The sequence below is a fragment of the Bradyrhizobium sp. 76 genome (genome assembly GCF_023073025.1).
In the GTDB taxonomy this organism is placed as follows: Bacteria; Pseudomonadota; Alphaproteobacteria; order Rhizobiales; family Xanthobacteraceae; genus Bradyrhizobium.
This window is the reverse complement of sequence record NZ_JADPIS010000035.1, coordinates 510783-525130: the sequence shown is the minus strand read 5'-3', so window position 1 is coordinate 525130 and position 14348 is coordinate 510783. Positions and strand designations below refer to the sequence as shown.

Here is a 14348-nt window from a genome sequence, read left to right as displayed (position 1 = left end):
AACTCAGCGGTGCAGCCACATGCGGATTGCAAGCAGCAATTGATCGGTGTTGACGGGTTTGGCGAGGTAGTCGGACGCGCCGGCCTCGAGGCATTTCTCGCGGTCGCCTTTCATGGCCTTGGCCGTCAACGCAATGATCGGAAGACGGGCGAAGGTCGGATTTTCACGAATGACGCCGATGGTTTGATAGCCATCCATCTGCGGCATCATGATGTCCATCAGCACGATGGCGATCTCCGGATTGGATTCAACCAGGGCCACCGCCTCGTTGCCGGTCGTGGCCGTCAGCACCTTCATGCCGCGTCGCTCCAGCACGCTCGACAGCGCGAAGATGTTGCGGGCGTCGTCGTCGACGAGCAGGGCGGTCTTGCCAATCAGGTCTTCGTCGGAACTGTTCAGCTTCTCGAGCATGCGCTGCTTCTCGACCGGCAACTCCGTGATGACGCGGTGCAGGAACAGCGCGGTCTCGTCAAGAAGGCGCTCCGGCGATTCCACACCCTTGACCACGATGCTTCGCGCCATGGTGTGGAGCTCCGCATCTTCCTCGGCCGACAACTCGCGGCCGGTGAAAACGACGACCGGGACATTCGACAGCGCCTCGTCGTTGCGGATCTGGTCCAGCACCTCGAAGCCGGTCATGTCGGGCAGCCGCAGGTCGAGCACGACGCAATCACAGGGGTTCTCACGCAGCATCGAGAGCGCGTCGGCACCGGTGCCGGTCGTCACGATCTCGATGTCGTCGTGGTGCAGGAGCTCGCGGATCGAGAGCTGCTCGGCCTCGTTGTCCTCGACGATCAGCAGCCGCTTGCGCCGCGGCCGCGCATATTCCTTGATCTGCGTCAGCGCGGCCGAGACGCCCTCGGTCGTCGTCGGCTTGTTGACGAAGGAGAAGGCGCCGCGCGCCAGCGCATGCTGGCGGTCCTCGTCGAGCGTGATGATCTGCACGGGGATGTGGCGGGTCAGCGGATTGTGCTTGAGCTGGCTCAGCACGGTCCAGCCGAGCATATCAGGCAGGAATACGTCGAGGGAGACGGCCCTCGGCTGGTATTGCTTTGCAAGCTCCAGCGCCTCCGCGCCGCGGGCGGCGACCAGCACCTTGAAGCCCTTGTCGCGCGCGAGATCGACCAGCACACGCGCGTAATGCGGGTCGTCCTCGACGATCAGGAGGATGCTGTCGCCTGGTTCGAGGTTGAGCCGGTCGTCGGGAAGCTGCTCGATCACGCGCTGCGGTTCGGCTGTAGCCGGCTGCAGCGCGGGCGGCTGGCTGTGTTGCTGGGGCGCCGCGCGGGGCGCGAGCGTCGGGCCGGAATATTTCAGCGGCAGGTAAAGCGTGAAGCACGAGCCCTTGCCCGGCAAGCTGCGCAGGTGGATCTCGCCGCCGAGCAGGCTTGCGAGCTCGCGACTGATCGCAAGGCCGAGGCCGGTGCCGCCATATTTGCGGCTGGTGCCGGCATCCGCTTGCTGGAACGCCTCGAAGATCAGCTTCTGCTTCTCCAGGGGAATGCCGATGCCGGTGTCCGACACTTCGAATGCGATCACGGCCGGCGCCGAGTTCAGCACGGGATGATCCGTGCCCCAGCCGCCGACCGCTGCGGCGACCTTCAGGCGCACCTCGCCTTCCGCGGTGAACTTGAAGGCGTTGGAGAGCAGGTTCTTCAAAACCTGCTGCAGGCGCTTGGAGTCGGTGACGAGGCTGCGCGCGAGATTCGGATCGACGTCGATCTTGAACGAAAGGTTGCGGTTCTCCGCCTCGTGACGGAACGGCCGCCCGACCGTCTCGAGCAGGTTCGCGGTCAGGATTTCCTCGGCGTCGACCGTCACCGTACCGGACTCGATCTTGGAGAGATCGAGAATGTCGCTGATGAGATTGAGCAGGTCGGTGCCGGCGCCGTGGATGGTGCGGGCGAATTCGACCTGCTTGCCGGTAAGATTGCCGTCCGGATTGTCGGTGAGCTGCTGGCCGAGGATCAGGATCGAGTTCAGCGGCGTGCGCAGCTCGTGGCTCATATTGGCCAGGAATTCGGACTTGTACTTCGAGGTCAGCGCGAGCTCGGTCGCCTTTTCCTCCAGTGCGCGGCGGGCCTGCTCGATCTCCTGGTTCTTGCGCTCGACTTCGACGTTGCGCTCGGCGAGCTGCTGCGCCTTCTGTTCGAGCTGATCGTTGGTCTGCTGCAATTCGCGCTGCTGGGTCTGGAGCTCGCCAGCGAGCTGCTGCGACTGCTTGAGCAGGCCTTCGGTCTGCATCGTCGCCTCGATCGAGTTGAGCACGATGCCGATCGAGTCCGTGAGCTGCTCCAGGAAGGTCATCTGTGAGGTCGTGAAGGAGGTCAGCGAGGCGAGCTCGATGACCGCCTTGACCTGGCCTTCGAACAGCACCGGCAGCACCACGAGGTTCTTCGGCGCGACGCGAAGCAATGCCGAATTGATCGGCACCACGTCGGGCGGAATGTCCGCAATCACGCGCGGGCGCCGGTCGAGCGCGCATTGGCCGATCAGGCCGTCGCCTAATGGCAGCACGCGCGGATACGGATAGACGCCATCGCCGGCGTAGGAGGCAAGCAGCAGTAGCCGCGGACTGTCTTCGTTCTCGACCTGATAGATCACGCCGGTATGCGCATTCACCAGCGGCGACAATTCGGTCAGCAGCAGGCGACCGACGGTGGTGAGGTCGCGCTGGCCCTGAAGCATGTTGGTGAATTTCGCCAGATTGGTCTTCAGCCAATCCTGCTCGGTGTTCACGTCCGTCGTGAGACGGAGGTTCGTGATCATCGTGTTGATGTTGTCTTTCAGCTCCGCGACCTCGCCGCGGGCGTCGACCTGGATCGACCGCGTCAGGTCGCCCTTGGTCACGGCGGTCGCCACTTCCGCGATCGCGCGCACCTGCGAGGTGAGGTTGGCCGCCAGCAAATTGACGTTGCCGGTGAGATCCTTCCAGGTGCCCGCGGCGCCGGGCACGTCAGCCTGACCGCCGAGCCGGCCCTCGACGCCGACCTCGCGCGCCACCGACGTCACCTGGTCGGCGAAGGTCGCGAGCGTCTCGGTCATGTTGTTGATGGTATCGGCGAGCGCCGCGACCTCGCCCTTCGATTTCACGGTGAGGTTCTGCTTGAGGTCGCCATTGGCGACAGCGGTCACCACCTTGACGATGCCGCGGACCTGCTCGGTCAGGTTCGCCGCCATGAAGTTGACGGTGTCGGTGAGATCCTTCCAGGTGCCGGCGACGCCGGGCACCTGGGCCTGGCCACCGAGTTCGCCTTCGGTGCCGACCTCGCGGGCAACGCGCGTGACTTCGCCGGCGAACGCATTGAGCTGGTCCACCATGGTGTTGATGGTGTTCTTGAGCTCGAGAATTTCGCCCTTCACGTCGACGGTGATCTTGCGCGACAGGTCGCCGCGCGCGACGGCGGTGGTGACTTCGGCGATGTTGCGGACCTGGGTGGTGAGGTTCGCGGCCAGCAGGTTGACGTTATCGGTGAGGTCCTTCCAGGTACCGCCGACGCCGGGCACGACGGCCTGGCCGCCGAGCCGGCCCTCGGTGCCGACCTCACGTGCGACGCGCGTCACTTCCGCGGCGAAGGAGCGGAGCTGCTCGACCATGGTGTTCAAGGTATCCTTGAGCAGCAGAATTTCGCCGCGCACGTCCACCGTGATCTTCTTCGACAGGTCGCCGCCGGCGATCGCGGTTGCGACCTCGGCGATGTTGCGGACCTGCGCGGTGAGGTTCGATGCCATGAAGTTGACGTTGTCGGTGAGATCCTTCCAGGTGCCGGCGACGCCGGGCACTTCGGCCTGGCCGCCAAGCTTGCCTTCGGTGCCGACCTCGCGGGCGACGCGCGTGACTTCACCGGCAAAGCCGTTGAGCTGGTCCACCATGGTGTTGATGGTGTTCTTCAGCTCCAAAATCTCACCACGGACGTCGACGGTGATCTTGCGCGAGAGGTCGCCGCGCGCCACGGCAGTGGTGACTTCGGCGATGTTGCGGACCTGGGCGGTGAGGTTGCCCGCCATCGAGTTGACGCTGTCGGTGAGGTCTTTCCAGGTGCCGGCGACGCCGGGCACGTTGGCCTGGCCGCCGAGCCGGCCTTCGGTGCCGACCTCGCGCGCGACGCGCGTCACCTCGCCCGCGAAGCGGTTGAGCTGGTCGACCATCGTGTTCAGCGTGTCCTTGAGCTGAAGGATCTCGCCGCGCACGTCCACGGTGATCTTGCGCGACAAGTCGCCACCGGCGATCGCAGTCGCGACTTCGGCGATGTTGCGGACCTGGGCGGTGAGGTTGCCCGCCATCGAGTTGACGCTGTCGGTGAGGTCTTTCCAGGTGCCGGCGACGCCGGGGACTTCGGCCTGGCCGCCGAGCTTGCCTTCGGTGCCGACCTCGCGCGCGACGCGTGTGACTTCGCCGGCGAAGGCGTTGAGCTGGTCGACCATGGTGTTGAGCGTTTCCTTCAGCTGAAGGATTTCGCCCGACACGTTGACGGTGATCTTCTTCGACAAATCGCCCTTGGCGACCGCGGTCGCGACTTCGGCGATGTTGCGGACCTGGCCGGTCAGGTTCGAGGCCATCGAGTTGACGCTGTCGGTGAGATCCTTCCAGGTGCCGGCGACGCCGCGCACCTGGGCCTGGCCGCCGAGCTTGCCTTCGGTGCCGACCTCGCGGGCGACGCGCGTGACTTCGCCGGCAAAGGCGTTGAGCTGGTCCACCATGGTGTTGATGGTGTCTTTCAGCTCCAGGATCTCGCCGCGGACATCGACGGTGATCTTTTTCGACAAATCGCCGCCCGCAACCGCGGTCGTCACCTCGGCGATGTTGCGGACCTGCGCGGTCAGGTTCGAGGCCATCGAGTTGACGCTCTCGGTCAAGTCCTTCCAGGTGCCGGCGACGCCGAGCACGTTGGCCTGACCGCCGAGCCGGCCCTCGGTGCCGACCTCGCGCGCGACGCGCGTGACTTCGCCGGCGAAGGCGTTGAGCTGGTCGACCATGGTGTTGAGCGTTTCCTTCAACTGAAGGATTTCGCCCGAGACGTTCACCGTGATCTTCTTCGACAGATCGCCGCTCGCGATGGCGGTGGCAACGTCGGCGATGTTGCGGACCTGCGCGGTGAGGTTCGACGCCATGAAGTTGACGTTGTCGGTGAGGTCCTTCCAGGTACCGGCCACGCCCGGCACCTGGGCCTGGCCGCCGAGCTTGCCTTCGGTGCCGACCTCGCGCGCGACGCGCGTCACTTCCGAGGCGAACGAGTTGAGCTGGTCCACCATGGTGTTGATGGTGTCTTTCAGCTCCAGGATTTCGCCTCGTACGTCCACCGTGATCTTGCGCGACAGGTCGCCGCGCGCCACGGCGGTGGTGACGTTGGCGATGTTGCGCACCTGCGCGGTGAGGTTGCCGCACATGGCGTTGACGCTGTCGGTGAGATCCTTCCAGGTGCCGGCGACGCCTGGCACGATGGCCTGGCCGCCAAGCTTGCCGTCGGTGCCGACCTCGCGCGCCACGCGCGTCACTTCCGATGCAAAGGAACGGAGCTGGTCCACCATCGTGTTGATGGCTTCCTTGAGCTGAAGGATCTCGCCGCGGACGTCGACCGTGATCTTCTTCGAGAGGTCGCCGTTCGCAACTGCGATCGTCACCTCGGCGATGTTGCGAACCTGGTTGGTCAAATTGTTCGCCATCGAGTTGACGCTCTCGGTCAGATCCTTCCAGACGCCGGTCACTTCCGGCACCTGGGCCTGGCCGCCGAGCTTGCCTTCGGTGCCGACCTCGCGCGCCACGCGCGTCACTTCGGAGGTGAACACGCCGAGCTGCTTGATCATGGTGTTGACGATGGTCGCCGACTGCAGGAATTCGCCGCGCAGGGGACGCCCATCGACGTCGAGCTTGACGGTCTGGAGCAGGTCGCCCTGTGCCACGGCTGCGACCGCGCGCGTCACCTCGCGGGTCGGCCACAGCAAATCGTCGATCAGCGTGTTGACCGAGCCTTCCATGTCGGCCCAGGAGCCGGAGGCCAGCCCGAACTTCACGCGCTGGCGCGTCTTGCCCTCGCGGCCCACCACCTGGCCGACCAGCTCGAGCTGCTGCGCCATGCGCTGATTGGCGGCGATGATGTCGTTGAAAGTGTCGGCGAGCTTGCCGTCGATGCCGAGATAGTCGCCGCTCATGCGCACGGAGAAATCGCCGTTGCGCATGGCCTGCAGGGCGAGCAGCAATTCTGCCCGGGAATCGGGCTCCGACATGCCGTTGGTTTTTGGCTTTGGAACGCGACGACCGGAACGTGATGCAGATCCGGGATCGAGGTCGCTCATAATTTGTCCCCCGCAGGCGTCGGCCGATTCCCAGGCAAGACGCGATTGTCAAAATAGAGCGTCAGCCAAATTCGAAATCAAGCGCCAACGTGACGGCGCCAGGAAGTGGAACCTGCTTTGCTCAGCCCGATTAACACAAGTGCGATCCCTCGGAATGGTTCCATCCGGTTCCCAGTTTTTCCGGGCGGAAGAGAAGATACGAGGCCGCTTTTGGGCCACCGTCATCTGCCTTCCGGAACGGAGCGCCGGGCGTGCCGTTAGCCCGCAGATACAGGGAGAGCGCACATGAAAGCAGGATTCGCCGTCATCGGCACAGTGATGTTGTTGGCTGGATCGGCGTTGGCGCAGGGCGGCGCGCCCAGCGGCCGTGGTGCCGTGACCGGCGATCCAGCCGCTAGCTCCGCCACCCCACGCGCGGACACACCAACCACGGGTACGTCGAGCCGGTCCAATCCTAGCGGTAGCGGCACGTCGAGTTCGGGCGGCAAGGATGACAATGGGGATGCCGGCCGAGACAAGATGCTGGAGGGTAACCGCAGCGCGCAGCCGGAGAGCCGGCAAAAGTAAGGGGCTACTTGGCAGTCCTACTTGTCTGCCATGGTGCGCTCGGCGTCCCTGACCTGTGAACGCAACATCGGGAGCTGCTCCCGCGCGAAGGCTGCAAGCGCGGCATTGTCGGGCGCCTTGAGATAGCGTTCGAGCAGCTCGATCACAGATTCATACTCGGGAATTTGCGCGGCATAGAAGCTTCTGACGAAAGTCGGTCCGTCCGAGGTTTCGGGCTCGACCAGGCTCGCGCTCGCCGGGGTTGTCTTTGTGACGCGCGGTTCGGTGCCGATCGCCTCCTGAATCTCCTTCAGGGCCTTGTCCCGCCGGGCCGCTTCTTCGGCGCGCAGGGCGGCGAGGTTCTTGACCTCGGCATTACCCTTGAGGTCGGTGCTCTCCAGCAGACCCTGCTGGAAGCGGCTGAAGCTGTAGAGGTCGCTGATGGTCTCGGTTGCGGTCGGCGTGCGGCCGGCCGGCCTTCGCTCCCCGGTGCTGTCGGCAAGCGCTGCAGTGCTGATGAACGCCAAAACTACCGCGAGAAGAATCCGCATGGATATCCAATGGCGGATGGCGGGCGAAGTTCCGCAGATGTTACGATCCGGTAAGGGCGGTTGCGACGCGACGGTTCCGTCCCCAATTCATATTGATGAAACAGTCCGAGATCTTCAGAGATAACGCCGATAACTGCCTCCAGCTCGCTGAGCGAGCTGAAGGACAGCCGTCACACAATCGTTTTTTGCGCATGGCGAACGCGTGGACGGCACTCGCCAACGAGCAGGATTGGCTCGATGGCGAGGTGCCGCCCGTTCCAGCCCGCATCCGTCAAAAGCAGGATGCGTAACGCTCTCGTTTCGTGGATCTGCGTGTGAGACTGCTCACGGACGGCAAGCAGGATCATTCATAATAGTCGATCGCGTTGATTTCCTATTCCGGGAGGTTTTTGCAATGGCTCCACGTCTGGCTCTTCTCTCGCTCATTCTCGCCTTTGGCGTGTCGGTCGCGTTCGCCACCGTGACGACGGTGCGGCAGGTGCATCATGAAAATGCATCGGGCCCGGTGCACTCGGCGCACAGTTAGCAGTCTGATCTCGCGGGTCGGAACCTTCGACGCTCCGGCGCGTAAGCGCTTCGAGACAGCAAAGAGGCGAGAGCTATCATGGCCCATTCCGACCAAGGCATCATCAGAGATCAGCGCGGTGAACAGCAGCCGCGGGACAAGCAGCGCGCGCAGACCGTACACAAGTCGGAGCCAAAGGGCTCGCCCTCTCGTGAGGCCACGCGCGATCCCAAGCTGAACGACAATAGCAAGACGCCCGGCTCCGGCATGGCGCCGGATGATTCCGGCGACGCGCCGAGCGGCTAATCCATAGGAACGAAACCGCTCGCAAAGAGTCGAGAGATTGCTTCCGGTTGTCATGCCCCCGGTGATCCGGAAGTAATCTCCAAGGACGGCCCCGGCACCCCGTGCCGGGGCCGTTTGCTTGAGCATCAGGCTGGACTAATCCTCGGCATCGCGCTGCGAATGGGGTTGCGTATGGCCGTCCGGGCCGCGGCCGAAAACTCCGAACCTGCTCGATTTGACATTCGCCCCTGCATCGACCGCTGCGGTGGCGAGTCCGAGCTTCAGGAGCTCGCGCACGGCTGCGGCTCGCGTCGGCATGCGATGTTTGAACCGGAAGTCATCCACCGCGGCCAGTTCTTCCGGTGATAGCATGACCTGAAGCCGCTCGGCGCGAAGGTCGTTCATGATCAATCACCCAAAATGAGCAAGTTGAGTAGTTTACTCAACGAACTCATTCGCCCGCGGTTCCACAAGATGCGGCTATGGCGCCAAGTTAGCAAAAAAATATAACAGAATCAATAAGTTATATGATGCAAAAGCCATTGGGCAGGGGTATGCTCCCGGCAAATGGGAGAGACGTCATGACGAGCGAAGTCAGATTGCCCCGCATACATATCGAAGACAGCGAGGCACCCAAGCCGGTGCGCCTCAGCCACCAGAAGGTCATCGAGCAGGTCGAGCGCTGGGCCAACAGCCCGGGCCTTCAACCGCCGAGATTGCAGCCGTCAACGCATGCCAAGGCGGGCTAGCGCTTCGCAAGGGAAGAGCCCTTGGCCGATAACGAATGGGCTGATCGGTGCGGTCTGCGGGAGACGATCCGCAGCTTGCGCCTGAGCCACCAGGCCAATACCGAAACGACGGCCCAGGCTATCAACGCGGCAGCGAAAGCGCCCGGAACGCTCGCGGCCACGGTGCAATGAAAGACGGCGGCGAATGCGACGAGGCCGATGCTTCCCCAGGCGGCGCCAGCTGCGTCGAGCGCGGCAGCCTCTTGCCCGCGGCGCGTGCCGCTGAGGCCGGCCTTCTCCTTGGTGCGGCGCTCATGGCTTTCGACCAGCGTCGCGCTCGCGCAGAAGATGGCGGGAAGCGCAAGGAACAGTCCGCCGACGGACACACCGAAGCGCGCTCCCAGAACCCCCGTGAGCACGGTCGCCAAGCCGCCGAGCAGGAAACGAATGCCGTATTCGTACCAGCGTGTCTGCTTCAGCGCGGAGAGCGACAGCTTGACCGGCATCAGGCCGCACCTCCAAAGCCGGCGAGCAGGCCGAAGGCAACCGCCAGCCACACGATCACAGCGAGGACGGTCGCGGGCAGCGCGGACACACGGTATCTGATCAGCAGATGGCAGACGACGACGCTGTAGCAGCCGAGCGCGACCGCGCCATAGATCATCGTCCAGCTTTCGGCCGCGGCATATTGCGGGCCGTGCTGGACAACGGCGATGCTGAGCGTCGCCAGTGCGACCGACGGTGCCGCGCCGAGCAACCCCGCAAAGCTTTTGGGTTTGAGCATATCCCCCAAGATCGCAAAAGCCGAGACGATGATGCCACCGGCGATGAAGCGCACGATATATTCGGTCACGGCTTTTCTCGTCGATTGACTTGCTTGCGAAACGATTGCGTCAGTGTCCATGGTCGCACGAGTCTCTCTACGGCCGCGCCCAGCGCAAAGCCTGCGACCACGTCGCTTGCCCAGCGCGCGAGCACCGCAATCCGTGTCAGCGACAGCGCGATCGCTGCCGTGCGCAGCAATCGGCCCGGCGTCTTCGGCAGCAAGCCCGCCGCCGAGGCAAGTGCGCCCATATGGACCGCGTGACCGGACGGGAAGGCGTCGCGCGCCTGTCCTGAGATGGGTACTCCATGTCGGTGTCCGCGTATGGTCAGCCGGTCTGGCCTGGTCTGATCGAATACGCATTTCAGGACATGCGGCAGGACGGCCGTCGCCAGCGACACGGCCAGAATGTGATTTGCCACGGGCCGCTGTTGCGGCTGCCGAATGTGAGTGTACAGCCACCCTGTTGCGGCCAGCGCGAGCAGCACGTGCTCGTCGGCGGCCCAGGTCAATGTCTGCGCCGTGTGCTCGACGCCTGAATTGGTGTGATCAGCGATCGTATCCGCGATCGCGGTGTCGATCCGGCTGGGTTTGACCTCTACCAATGCCATCGGTCTGCAAGCGTGATGTCCTTTGTGACAGTTTTGTAAAGCCGGGAGACAAAGAAGGTTCCTGGGCTTTGCCTCGTGGTATCAACCTGCAGCGCCGGACTACGGCTGTCCCGATCCACCCGCGGACCCATACACCTGGCCGGTCGCATAGCTCGCGTCGGCTGCGGCAAGCTGCACGTAAATCGAGGCCAGTTCGGCGGGCTGGCCGGGACGGCCGAGCGGCGTCATGCCGCCGAATTTTTCGAGCTTCTCCATAGTGGCGCCGCCGGAGACCTGGAGCGGCGTCCAGATCGGTCCCGGTGCGACGCCATTGACGCGGATGCCCTTCGGACCCAACTGCTTTGCCAGCGATTTGACATAGTTCATCGTCGCTGCCTTGGTCTGCGCGTAGTCGTAGAGCTCCGGCGACGGGTCGTACGCCTGCTCCGATGTCGTGCCGATGATGCACGAACCGGGCTTCAAATGCGGCAGCGCCGCCTTGATGATCCAGAACGGCGCATAGATGTTGGTCTTCATCGTCGCATCGAAATCTTCGGAGGAGACGTCGAGGATCGATTCGCGGCTCTGCTGGCGTGCGGCGTTGCAGACGATGATATCGAGGCCGCCCAGCCCCTGCGTGGCCTGCTCGACCAGCTTCTTGCAGAAAGCCTCATCCTTGAGGTCGCCGGGGATCGCGAGCCCGATACGCCCTTCCTTCTTGATCAGCGCGATAACGTCCTGCGCATCGGGCTCTTCCGCCGGTAGATAGTTGATGGCGACGTCGGCGCCTTCGCGCGCGTAGGCTATCGCAGCGGCGCGGCCCATACCTGAATCACCACCGGTGATCAGCGCTTTACGGCCAGCGAGCCGGCCGGAGCCCTTGTAGCTGGTCTCGCCGTGATCCGGAGGCGGCTCCATCTTGCCGGCGAGGCCAGGCCAGGGCTGCGATTGTTTTTTGAACGGCGGCTTTGGAAAGCGGGTGACGGGATCGACCAGTTTCTGCTCGGCCATTTTCTGCTCGGCCACGGAGGCGTCTCCTTTCGCTGTCGAAGAGGCCAGCGAAGCAGCAGCAAGCGTTGCGCTCGCCGCTTGGACGACGTGCCGGCGGGATACTGAAGTCTTGTCTGGATGCGTCATGACGGTCTCCGCGATATCGCGATCTCAATGCACGGAGAGAGGCATCGTTGCAAACGGGAGGACGCCGACCAGGAGGCCGGCGTCCTCGGAAGATGTTTACTTGGTCTGGCCGACGCTCGGCGCCTTGCCGAGCTCCTTGGCCATGTCGAGATGGTGCTTGAGCGCGGGCAGCGTCTTGCCGGCCCAATCCTTCAGGTCGGAATTGTCGCCGCCCTTGGCGTAACGCTCGAACAGCGAGACCGCGTCCTCGTGGGCACTGACCTGGTACGAGTTGTAATCCGAGCTGAAGTCCTTGCCATTCGCGCTCTTGAGCTTGTCGAGCTTGCTCTGATGCGAGCTGTCGAGCGCTGTCGGCAGGGTCGCCTGCACCTTGCCGCCGCTGACCAGGCCCTTAAGTTCGCTGCTGGTCTTGGTGTGGTCAGTCACCATCTGCTGCGCAAAAGTCTTCTCCTGCGCGTTGCCCTTCTGCTCGGCAAGTTTGCTCGATTCGATCTCGAACATGTCGCTGATGGCGACTTCCTTGACGAAGTCGGCGGTGGCAGGCGCGACGCCGAGCGCCGAGTTGACGCCGGTTTTCTCGCCGAGCGACTGGGCGAGTGCGGGGCCTGCGAGCAGCACGCAGGCAGCTGCGATGATGGTACGTTTCATGGTCCGATCCCTTTGAATGGGCGCGCAGCCTCTGGCCGCGCGACGTTGCGCCCACCAACACGCTGCATCGGCCGGAGTTCCTAACGGCTAATCCGTCGGTCTCCTCCCGCTCCGTGGGTTGATTGGGTCCGTCGGCTTGCGCCGAAGTCGTTCGGGCAGAAACGGCTCGGTCGGCGTGGCGGTGGCCTCGGCACGTACGTCTGCATGGCTTTGTGCCCGTTCATGCGGCGTCCGGTTGTCGTTGATCTGTCGCTTCACGTCGAGACCATCGACGGGATCGTTGACGCCGTGCTGGATATCGCGGAAATCGCTCATGCTTCACCTCATTCACTTCCAGGCAGGATCTTTGCCAGCACCTGCCGCGCCGCGCCCTTGATCACTCCGCTCTCGTTGGGATCGCCCTTCATCAGCGCAAGAGAGAAGTTCTTGGCCTGCTGCAAGGTGATGTGCGGCGGCAGCGGCGGCACTTCGGGGTCGGTCTTCACCTCCAGCACCACCGGCATCTCGCTCGCGAGCGCTTGGTCCCAAGCCGAGCCTAGCAGCTGCGGGCTGTCGACGTAGATGCCGGAGAGGCCGATCAGCTCGGCAAACCGCGAATAGGACACGTTCGGGATGCGCTGCGATGCCTCGAATTTCGGATCGCCGTTGATGATGCGTTGCTCCCAAGTCACCTGGTTGAGGTCTTCGTTGTTGAAGACGCAGACGATGAAGCGCGGATCCGTCCAGTCGCGCCAATACTTGGCGGCGGTAATCAGCTCCGCCATGTTGTTCATCTGCATCGCGCCGTCGCCGACGAGGGCAATCACCGGCCGGTCGGAATGGGCGTATTTCGCGGCGAGCGCATAGGGCACCGCGGCACCCATCGAGGCGAGGCCGCCTGAGAGCGAGGCCGTCATGCCGCGGCGCATCTTCAGGTCGCGCGCGAACCAGTTGGCGCAGGAGCCGGAATCGCTGGTGATGACGGCACGGTCCGGCAGGCGCGGAGACAGCTCCCAGGCGACGAGCTGCGGATTGACCGGTGCCGCAGGCTGATGTGCACGATCATCCAGCGTCTTCCACCATTTCCCGACGTCGTCCTGGATCCCCTGACGCCAGGCACCGTCACTCTTCGGTTTCAGTCGCGGCAGCAGGGCGCGCAGCGTCTCGGCGGCATCGCCGACGAGACCGACCTCCATGGGAAAGCGGATCGACATCATGCTGGCGTCGATGTCGATCTGCACGCCGCGCGCCGCGCCTTCCTTCGGCAGGAATTCGGCATAGGGAAAGGCGGAGCCGACCATCAGCAGCGTGTCGCATTCCATCATCATGTTGTAGCTGGGCTCGGTGCCGAGCAGGCCGATCGAGCCGGTGACCCACGGCAGATCGTCGGGGAGCGCTGCCTTGCCGAGCAGCGCCTTGGCGCAGCCGGCGGACAAGCGGTCGGCGACCGCGATCACCTCCTCGGTGGCGTGGAGCGCGCCGGCGCCGATGAGCATCGCGACCTTCTTGCCGGCGTTGAGCACCTCGGCGGCGCGGTCGAGGTCAGCGTCACGAGGCTTGATGCTTGGCGCGCTATAGCCGATGCCGGAGTGTAGGGTGCCGTGAGCGCGCGGCGGATCCTCGTAGGGCTCCTCCTGGATATCGTTGGGCAGGATGATCACTGTTGGCGTCCGCCGAGCCAACGCGATCCGGATCGACCGATCGATCAGATGCCGGATCTGCGCCGGCGAGGATGCTTGCATGACGTAGGCGCCAGCCACGTCCTTGAACATCGAGACCAGATCGAGTTCCTGCTGATAATGTCCGCCCAGTGCACTGCGTGCCTGCTGACCGACGATCGCGAGCACCGGCTGGTGATCCAGCAGGGCATCATAGAGCCCGGTGATCAGATGCGAGGCGCCGGGGCCCGAAGTTGCGATGCAGACCCCGATCTGGCCCGAGAACTTCGCATAGGCCGTCGCCATGAAGGCGGCCATTTCCTCGTGCCGCGCCTGGACGAAACTGATCTTGCCCTCAGCGCGCTGGAGGGCGCCGAATACGCCGTTGATGCCGTCGCCGGGATAGCCAAAGAGGTGGCGCACGCCCCATTGATGCAGACGTTGAACGATGAAGTCGGAGACGGTCTGGGACATCGAGGGCGGCCCTTGGTTTTCCGGTATTTGGATTCCGGGATTGGAAGTTGAGAGAACCGCCCGTTTCCGGCGATGTTCCTCAAGTCTGACGGAACATGCCGGAACGATCGCGCACCTCTTCGGGTTGTCT

15 protein-coding genes are annotated in these 14348 nt (G+C 63.9%); 5 read left to right on the top strand and 10 right to left on the bottom strand.

Translation table 11 applies throughout. The features are described from left to right. Positions 1-3: 3 nt before the first annotated feature. Entirely contained in the window at positions 4-6294 is a 6291-nt protein-coding gene (locus IVB48_RS10230; RefSeq protein ID WP_247399781.1) for a HAMP domain-containing protein, read from the bottom strand. 285 nt (positions 6295-6579) lie between these two features. Between IVB48_RS10230 and IVB48_RS10225 the strand changes: the two genes are divergently transcribed. Then, on the top strand, positions 6580-6861 hold the full coding sequence (locus tag IVB48_RS10225) for a hypothetical protein (protein WP_247356935.1): 282 nt from the start codon (positions 6580-6582) through the stop codon (positions 6859-6861). Between the two features lie 17 nt (positions 6862-6878). Here IVB48_RS10225 and IVB48_RS10220 read toward each other — a convergent pair whose 3' ends face one another. Next, complete coding sequence (locus tag IVB48_RS10220) at positions 6879-7391, bottom strand: DUF4142 domain-containing protein (protein WP_247356934.1); 513 nt, start codon at positions 7389-7391, stop codon at positions 6879-6881. Positions 7392-7486: 95 nt separating this feature from the next. Between IVB48_RS10220 and IVB48_RS10215 the strand changes: the two genes are divergently transcribed. The 3 genes from IVB48_RS10215 (at position 7487) to IVB48_RS10210 (ending at position 8202) form a co-directional block, all read left to right on the top strand. Continuing rightward, positions 7487-7681 carry a hypothetical protein gene (locus tag IVB48_RS10215; RefSeq protein ID WP_027516515.1) on the top strand — a complete coding sequence of 65 codons (195 nt, stop codon included), beginning with the start codon at positions 7487-7489 and terminating at the stop codon, positions 7679-7681. A gap of 104 nt (positions 7682-7785) precedes the next feature. After that, entirely contained in the window at positions 7786-7917 is a 132-nt protein-coding gene (locus tag IVB48_RS41155) for a hypothetical protein (protein WP_256467934.1), read from the top strand. Positions 7918-7995: 78 nt separating this feature from the next. Beyond that, the gene (locus tag IVB48_RS10210) at positions 7996-8202 is read left to right on the top strand and encodes a hypothetical protein (RefSeq protein ID WP_007594775.1); all 207 of its coding nucleotides are present in this window, start codon (positions 7996-7998) and stop codon (positions 8200-8202) included. A 135-nt stretch (positions 8203-8337) separates the two neighbouring features. Here IVB48_RS10210 and IVB48_RS10205 read toward each other — a convergent pair whose 3' ends face one another. After that, entirely contained in the window at positions 8338-8586 is a 249-nt protein-coding gene (locus IVB48_RS10205; protein ID WP_247356933.1) for a hypothetical protein, read from the bottom strand. 176 nt (positions 8587-8762) lie between these two features. On the opposite strand from IVB48_RS10205, the gene IVB48_RS10200 reads away from it, so the two are divergent. Continuing rightward, a complete protein-coding gene (locus IVB48_RS10200) occupies positions 8763-8930 on the top strand; it encodes a hypothetical protein (RefSeq protein WP_247291039.1) in 168 nt (55 codons plus the stop codon). On the opposite strand, the gene IVB48_RS10195 is transcribed toward IVB48_RS10200, so the two are convergent. The 7 genes from IVB48_RS10195 to IVB48_RS10165 form a co-directional block, all read right to left on the bottom strand. Continuing rightward, the gene (locus IVB48_RS10195; RefSeq protein ID WP_247399780.1) at positions 8927-9415 is read right to left on the bottom strand and encodes a DUF3147 family protein; all 489 of its coding nucleotides are present in this window, start codon (positions 9413-9415) and stop codon (positions 8927-8929) included. The genes IVB48_RS10200 and IVB48_RS10195 overlap by 4 nt on opposite strands. After that, entirely contained in the window at positions 9415-9762 is a 348-nt protein-coding gene (locus IVB48_RS10190) for a DUF3147 family protein (protein ID WP_247399779.1), read from the bottom strand. The genes IVB48_RS10195 and IVB48_RS10190 overlap by 1 nt, the downstream gene beginning before the upstream one ends. Next, positions 9759-10343, bottom strand: coding sequence for a phosphatase PAP2 family protein (locus tag IVB48_RS10185; protein ID WP_247399778.1), 585 nt, complete (start codon positions 10341-10343; stop codon positions 9759-9761). Before IVB48_RS10185 ends, IVB48_RS10190 begins: the two co-directional genes overlap by 4 nt. A gap of 99 nt (positions 10344-10442) precedes the next feature. Next, a complete protein-coding gene (locus IVB48_RS10180; RefSeq protein WP_247291424.1) occupies positions 10443-11333 on the bottom strand; it encodes an SDR family oxidoreductase in 891 nt (296 codons plus the stop codon). A 222-nt stretch (positions 11334-11555) separates the two neighbouring features. Then, entirely contained in the window at positions 11556-12107 is a 552-nt protein-coding gene (locus tag IVB48_RS10175) for a DUF4142 domain-containing protein (RefSeq protein ID WP_027516522.1), read from the bottom strand. Between the two features lie 87 nt (positions 12108-12194). Next, positions 12195-12422 carry a hypothetical protein gene (locus IVB48_RS10170; RefSeq protein ID WP_027568687.1) on the bottom strand — a complete coding sequence of 76 codons (228 nt, stop codon included), beginning with the start codon at positions 12420-12422 and terminating at the stop codon, positions 12195-12197. 8 nt (positions 12423-12430) lie between these two features. Then, positions 12431-14218 carry a thiamine pyrophosphate-requiring protein gene (locus IVB48_RS10165; RefSeq protein WP_247399777.1) on the bottom strand — a complete coding sequence of 596 codons (1788 nt, stop codon included), beginning with the start codon at positions 14216-14218 and terminating at the stop codon, positions 12431-12433. Between the last annotated feature and the right edge of the window lie 130 nt (positions 14219-14348).

Bases quoted from the DNA above. Each gene is read 5' to 3' on its own strand.
- IVB48_RS10165 (WP_247399777.1), bottom strand. From the start codon at position 14,218: ATGTCCCAGACCGTCTCCGACTTCATCGTTCAACGTCTGCATCAATGG.
- IVB48_RS10210 (WP_007594775.1), top strand. From the start codon at position 7,996: ATGGCCCATTCCGACCAAGGCATCATCAGAGATCAGCGCGGTGAACAG.
- IVB48_RS10170 (WP_027568687.1), bottom strand. From the start codon at position 12,422: ATGAGCGATTTCCGCGATATCCAGCACGGCGTCAACGATCCCGTCGAT.
- IVB48_RS10185 (WP_247399778.1), bottom strand. From the start codon at position 10,343: ATGGCATTGGTAGAGGTCAAACCCAGCCGGATCGACACCGCGATCGCG.
- IVB48_RS41155 (WP_256467934.1), top strand. From the start codon at position 7,786: ATGGCTCCACGTCTGGCTCTTCTCTCGCTCATTCTCGCCTTTGGCGTG.
- IVB48_RS10180 (WP_247291424.1), bottom strand. From the start codon at position 11,333: ATGGCCGAGCAGAAACTGGTCGATCCCGTCACCCGCTTTCCAAAGCCG.
- IVB48_RS10230 (WP_247399781.1), bottom strand. From the start codon at position 6,294: ATGAGCGACCTCGATCCCGGATCTGCATCACGTTCCGGTCGTCGCGTT.
- IVB48_RS10220 (WP_247356934.1), bottom strand. From the start codon at position 7,391: ATGCGGATTCTTCTCGCGGTAGTTTTGGCGTTCATCAGCACTGCAGCG.
- IVB48_RS10225 (WP_247356935.1), top strand. From the start codon at position 6,580: ATGAAAGCAGGATTCGCCGTCATCGGCACAGTGATGTTGTTGGCTGGA.
- IVB48_RS10175 (WP_027516522.1), bottom strand. From the start codon at position 12,107: ATGAAACGTACCATCATCGCAGCTGCCTGCGTGCTGCTCGCAGGCCCC.
- IVB48_RS10195 (WP_247399780.1), bottom strand. From the start codon at position 9,415: ATGCCGGTCAAGCTGTCGCTCTCCGCGCTGAAGCAGACACGCTGGTAC.
- IVB48_RS10215 (WP_027516515.1), top strand. From the start codon at position 7,487: ATGAAACAGTCCGAGATCTTCAGAGATAACGCCGATAACTGCCTCCAG.
- IVB48_RS10205 (WP_247356933.1), bottom strand. From the start codon at position 8,586: ATGAACGACCTTCGCGCCGAGCGGCTTCAGGTCATGCTATCACCGGAA.
- IVB48_RS10200 (WP_247291039.1), top strand. From the start codon at position 8,763: ATGACGAGCGAAGTCAGATTGCCCCGCATACATATCGAAGACAGCGAG.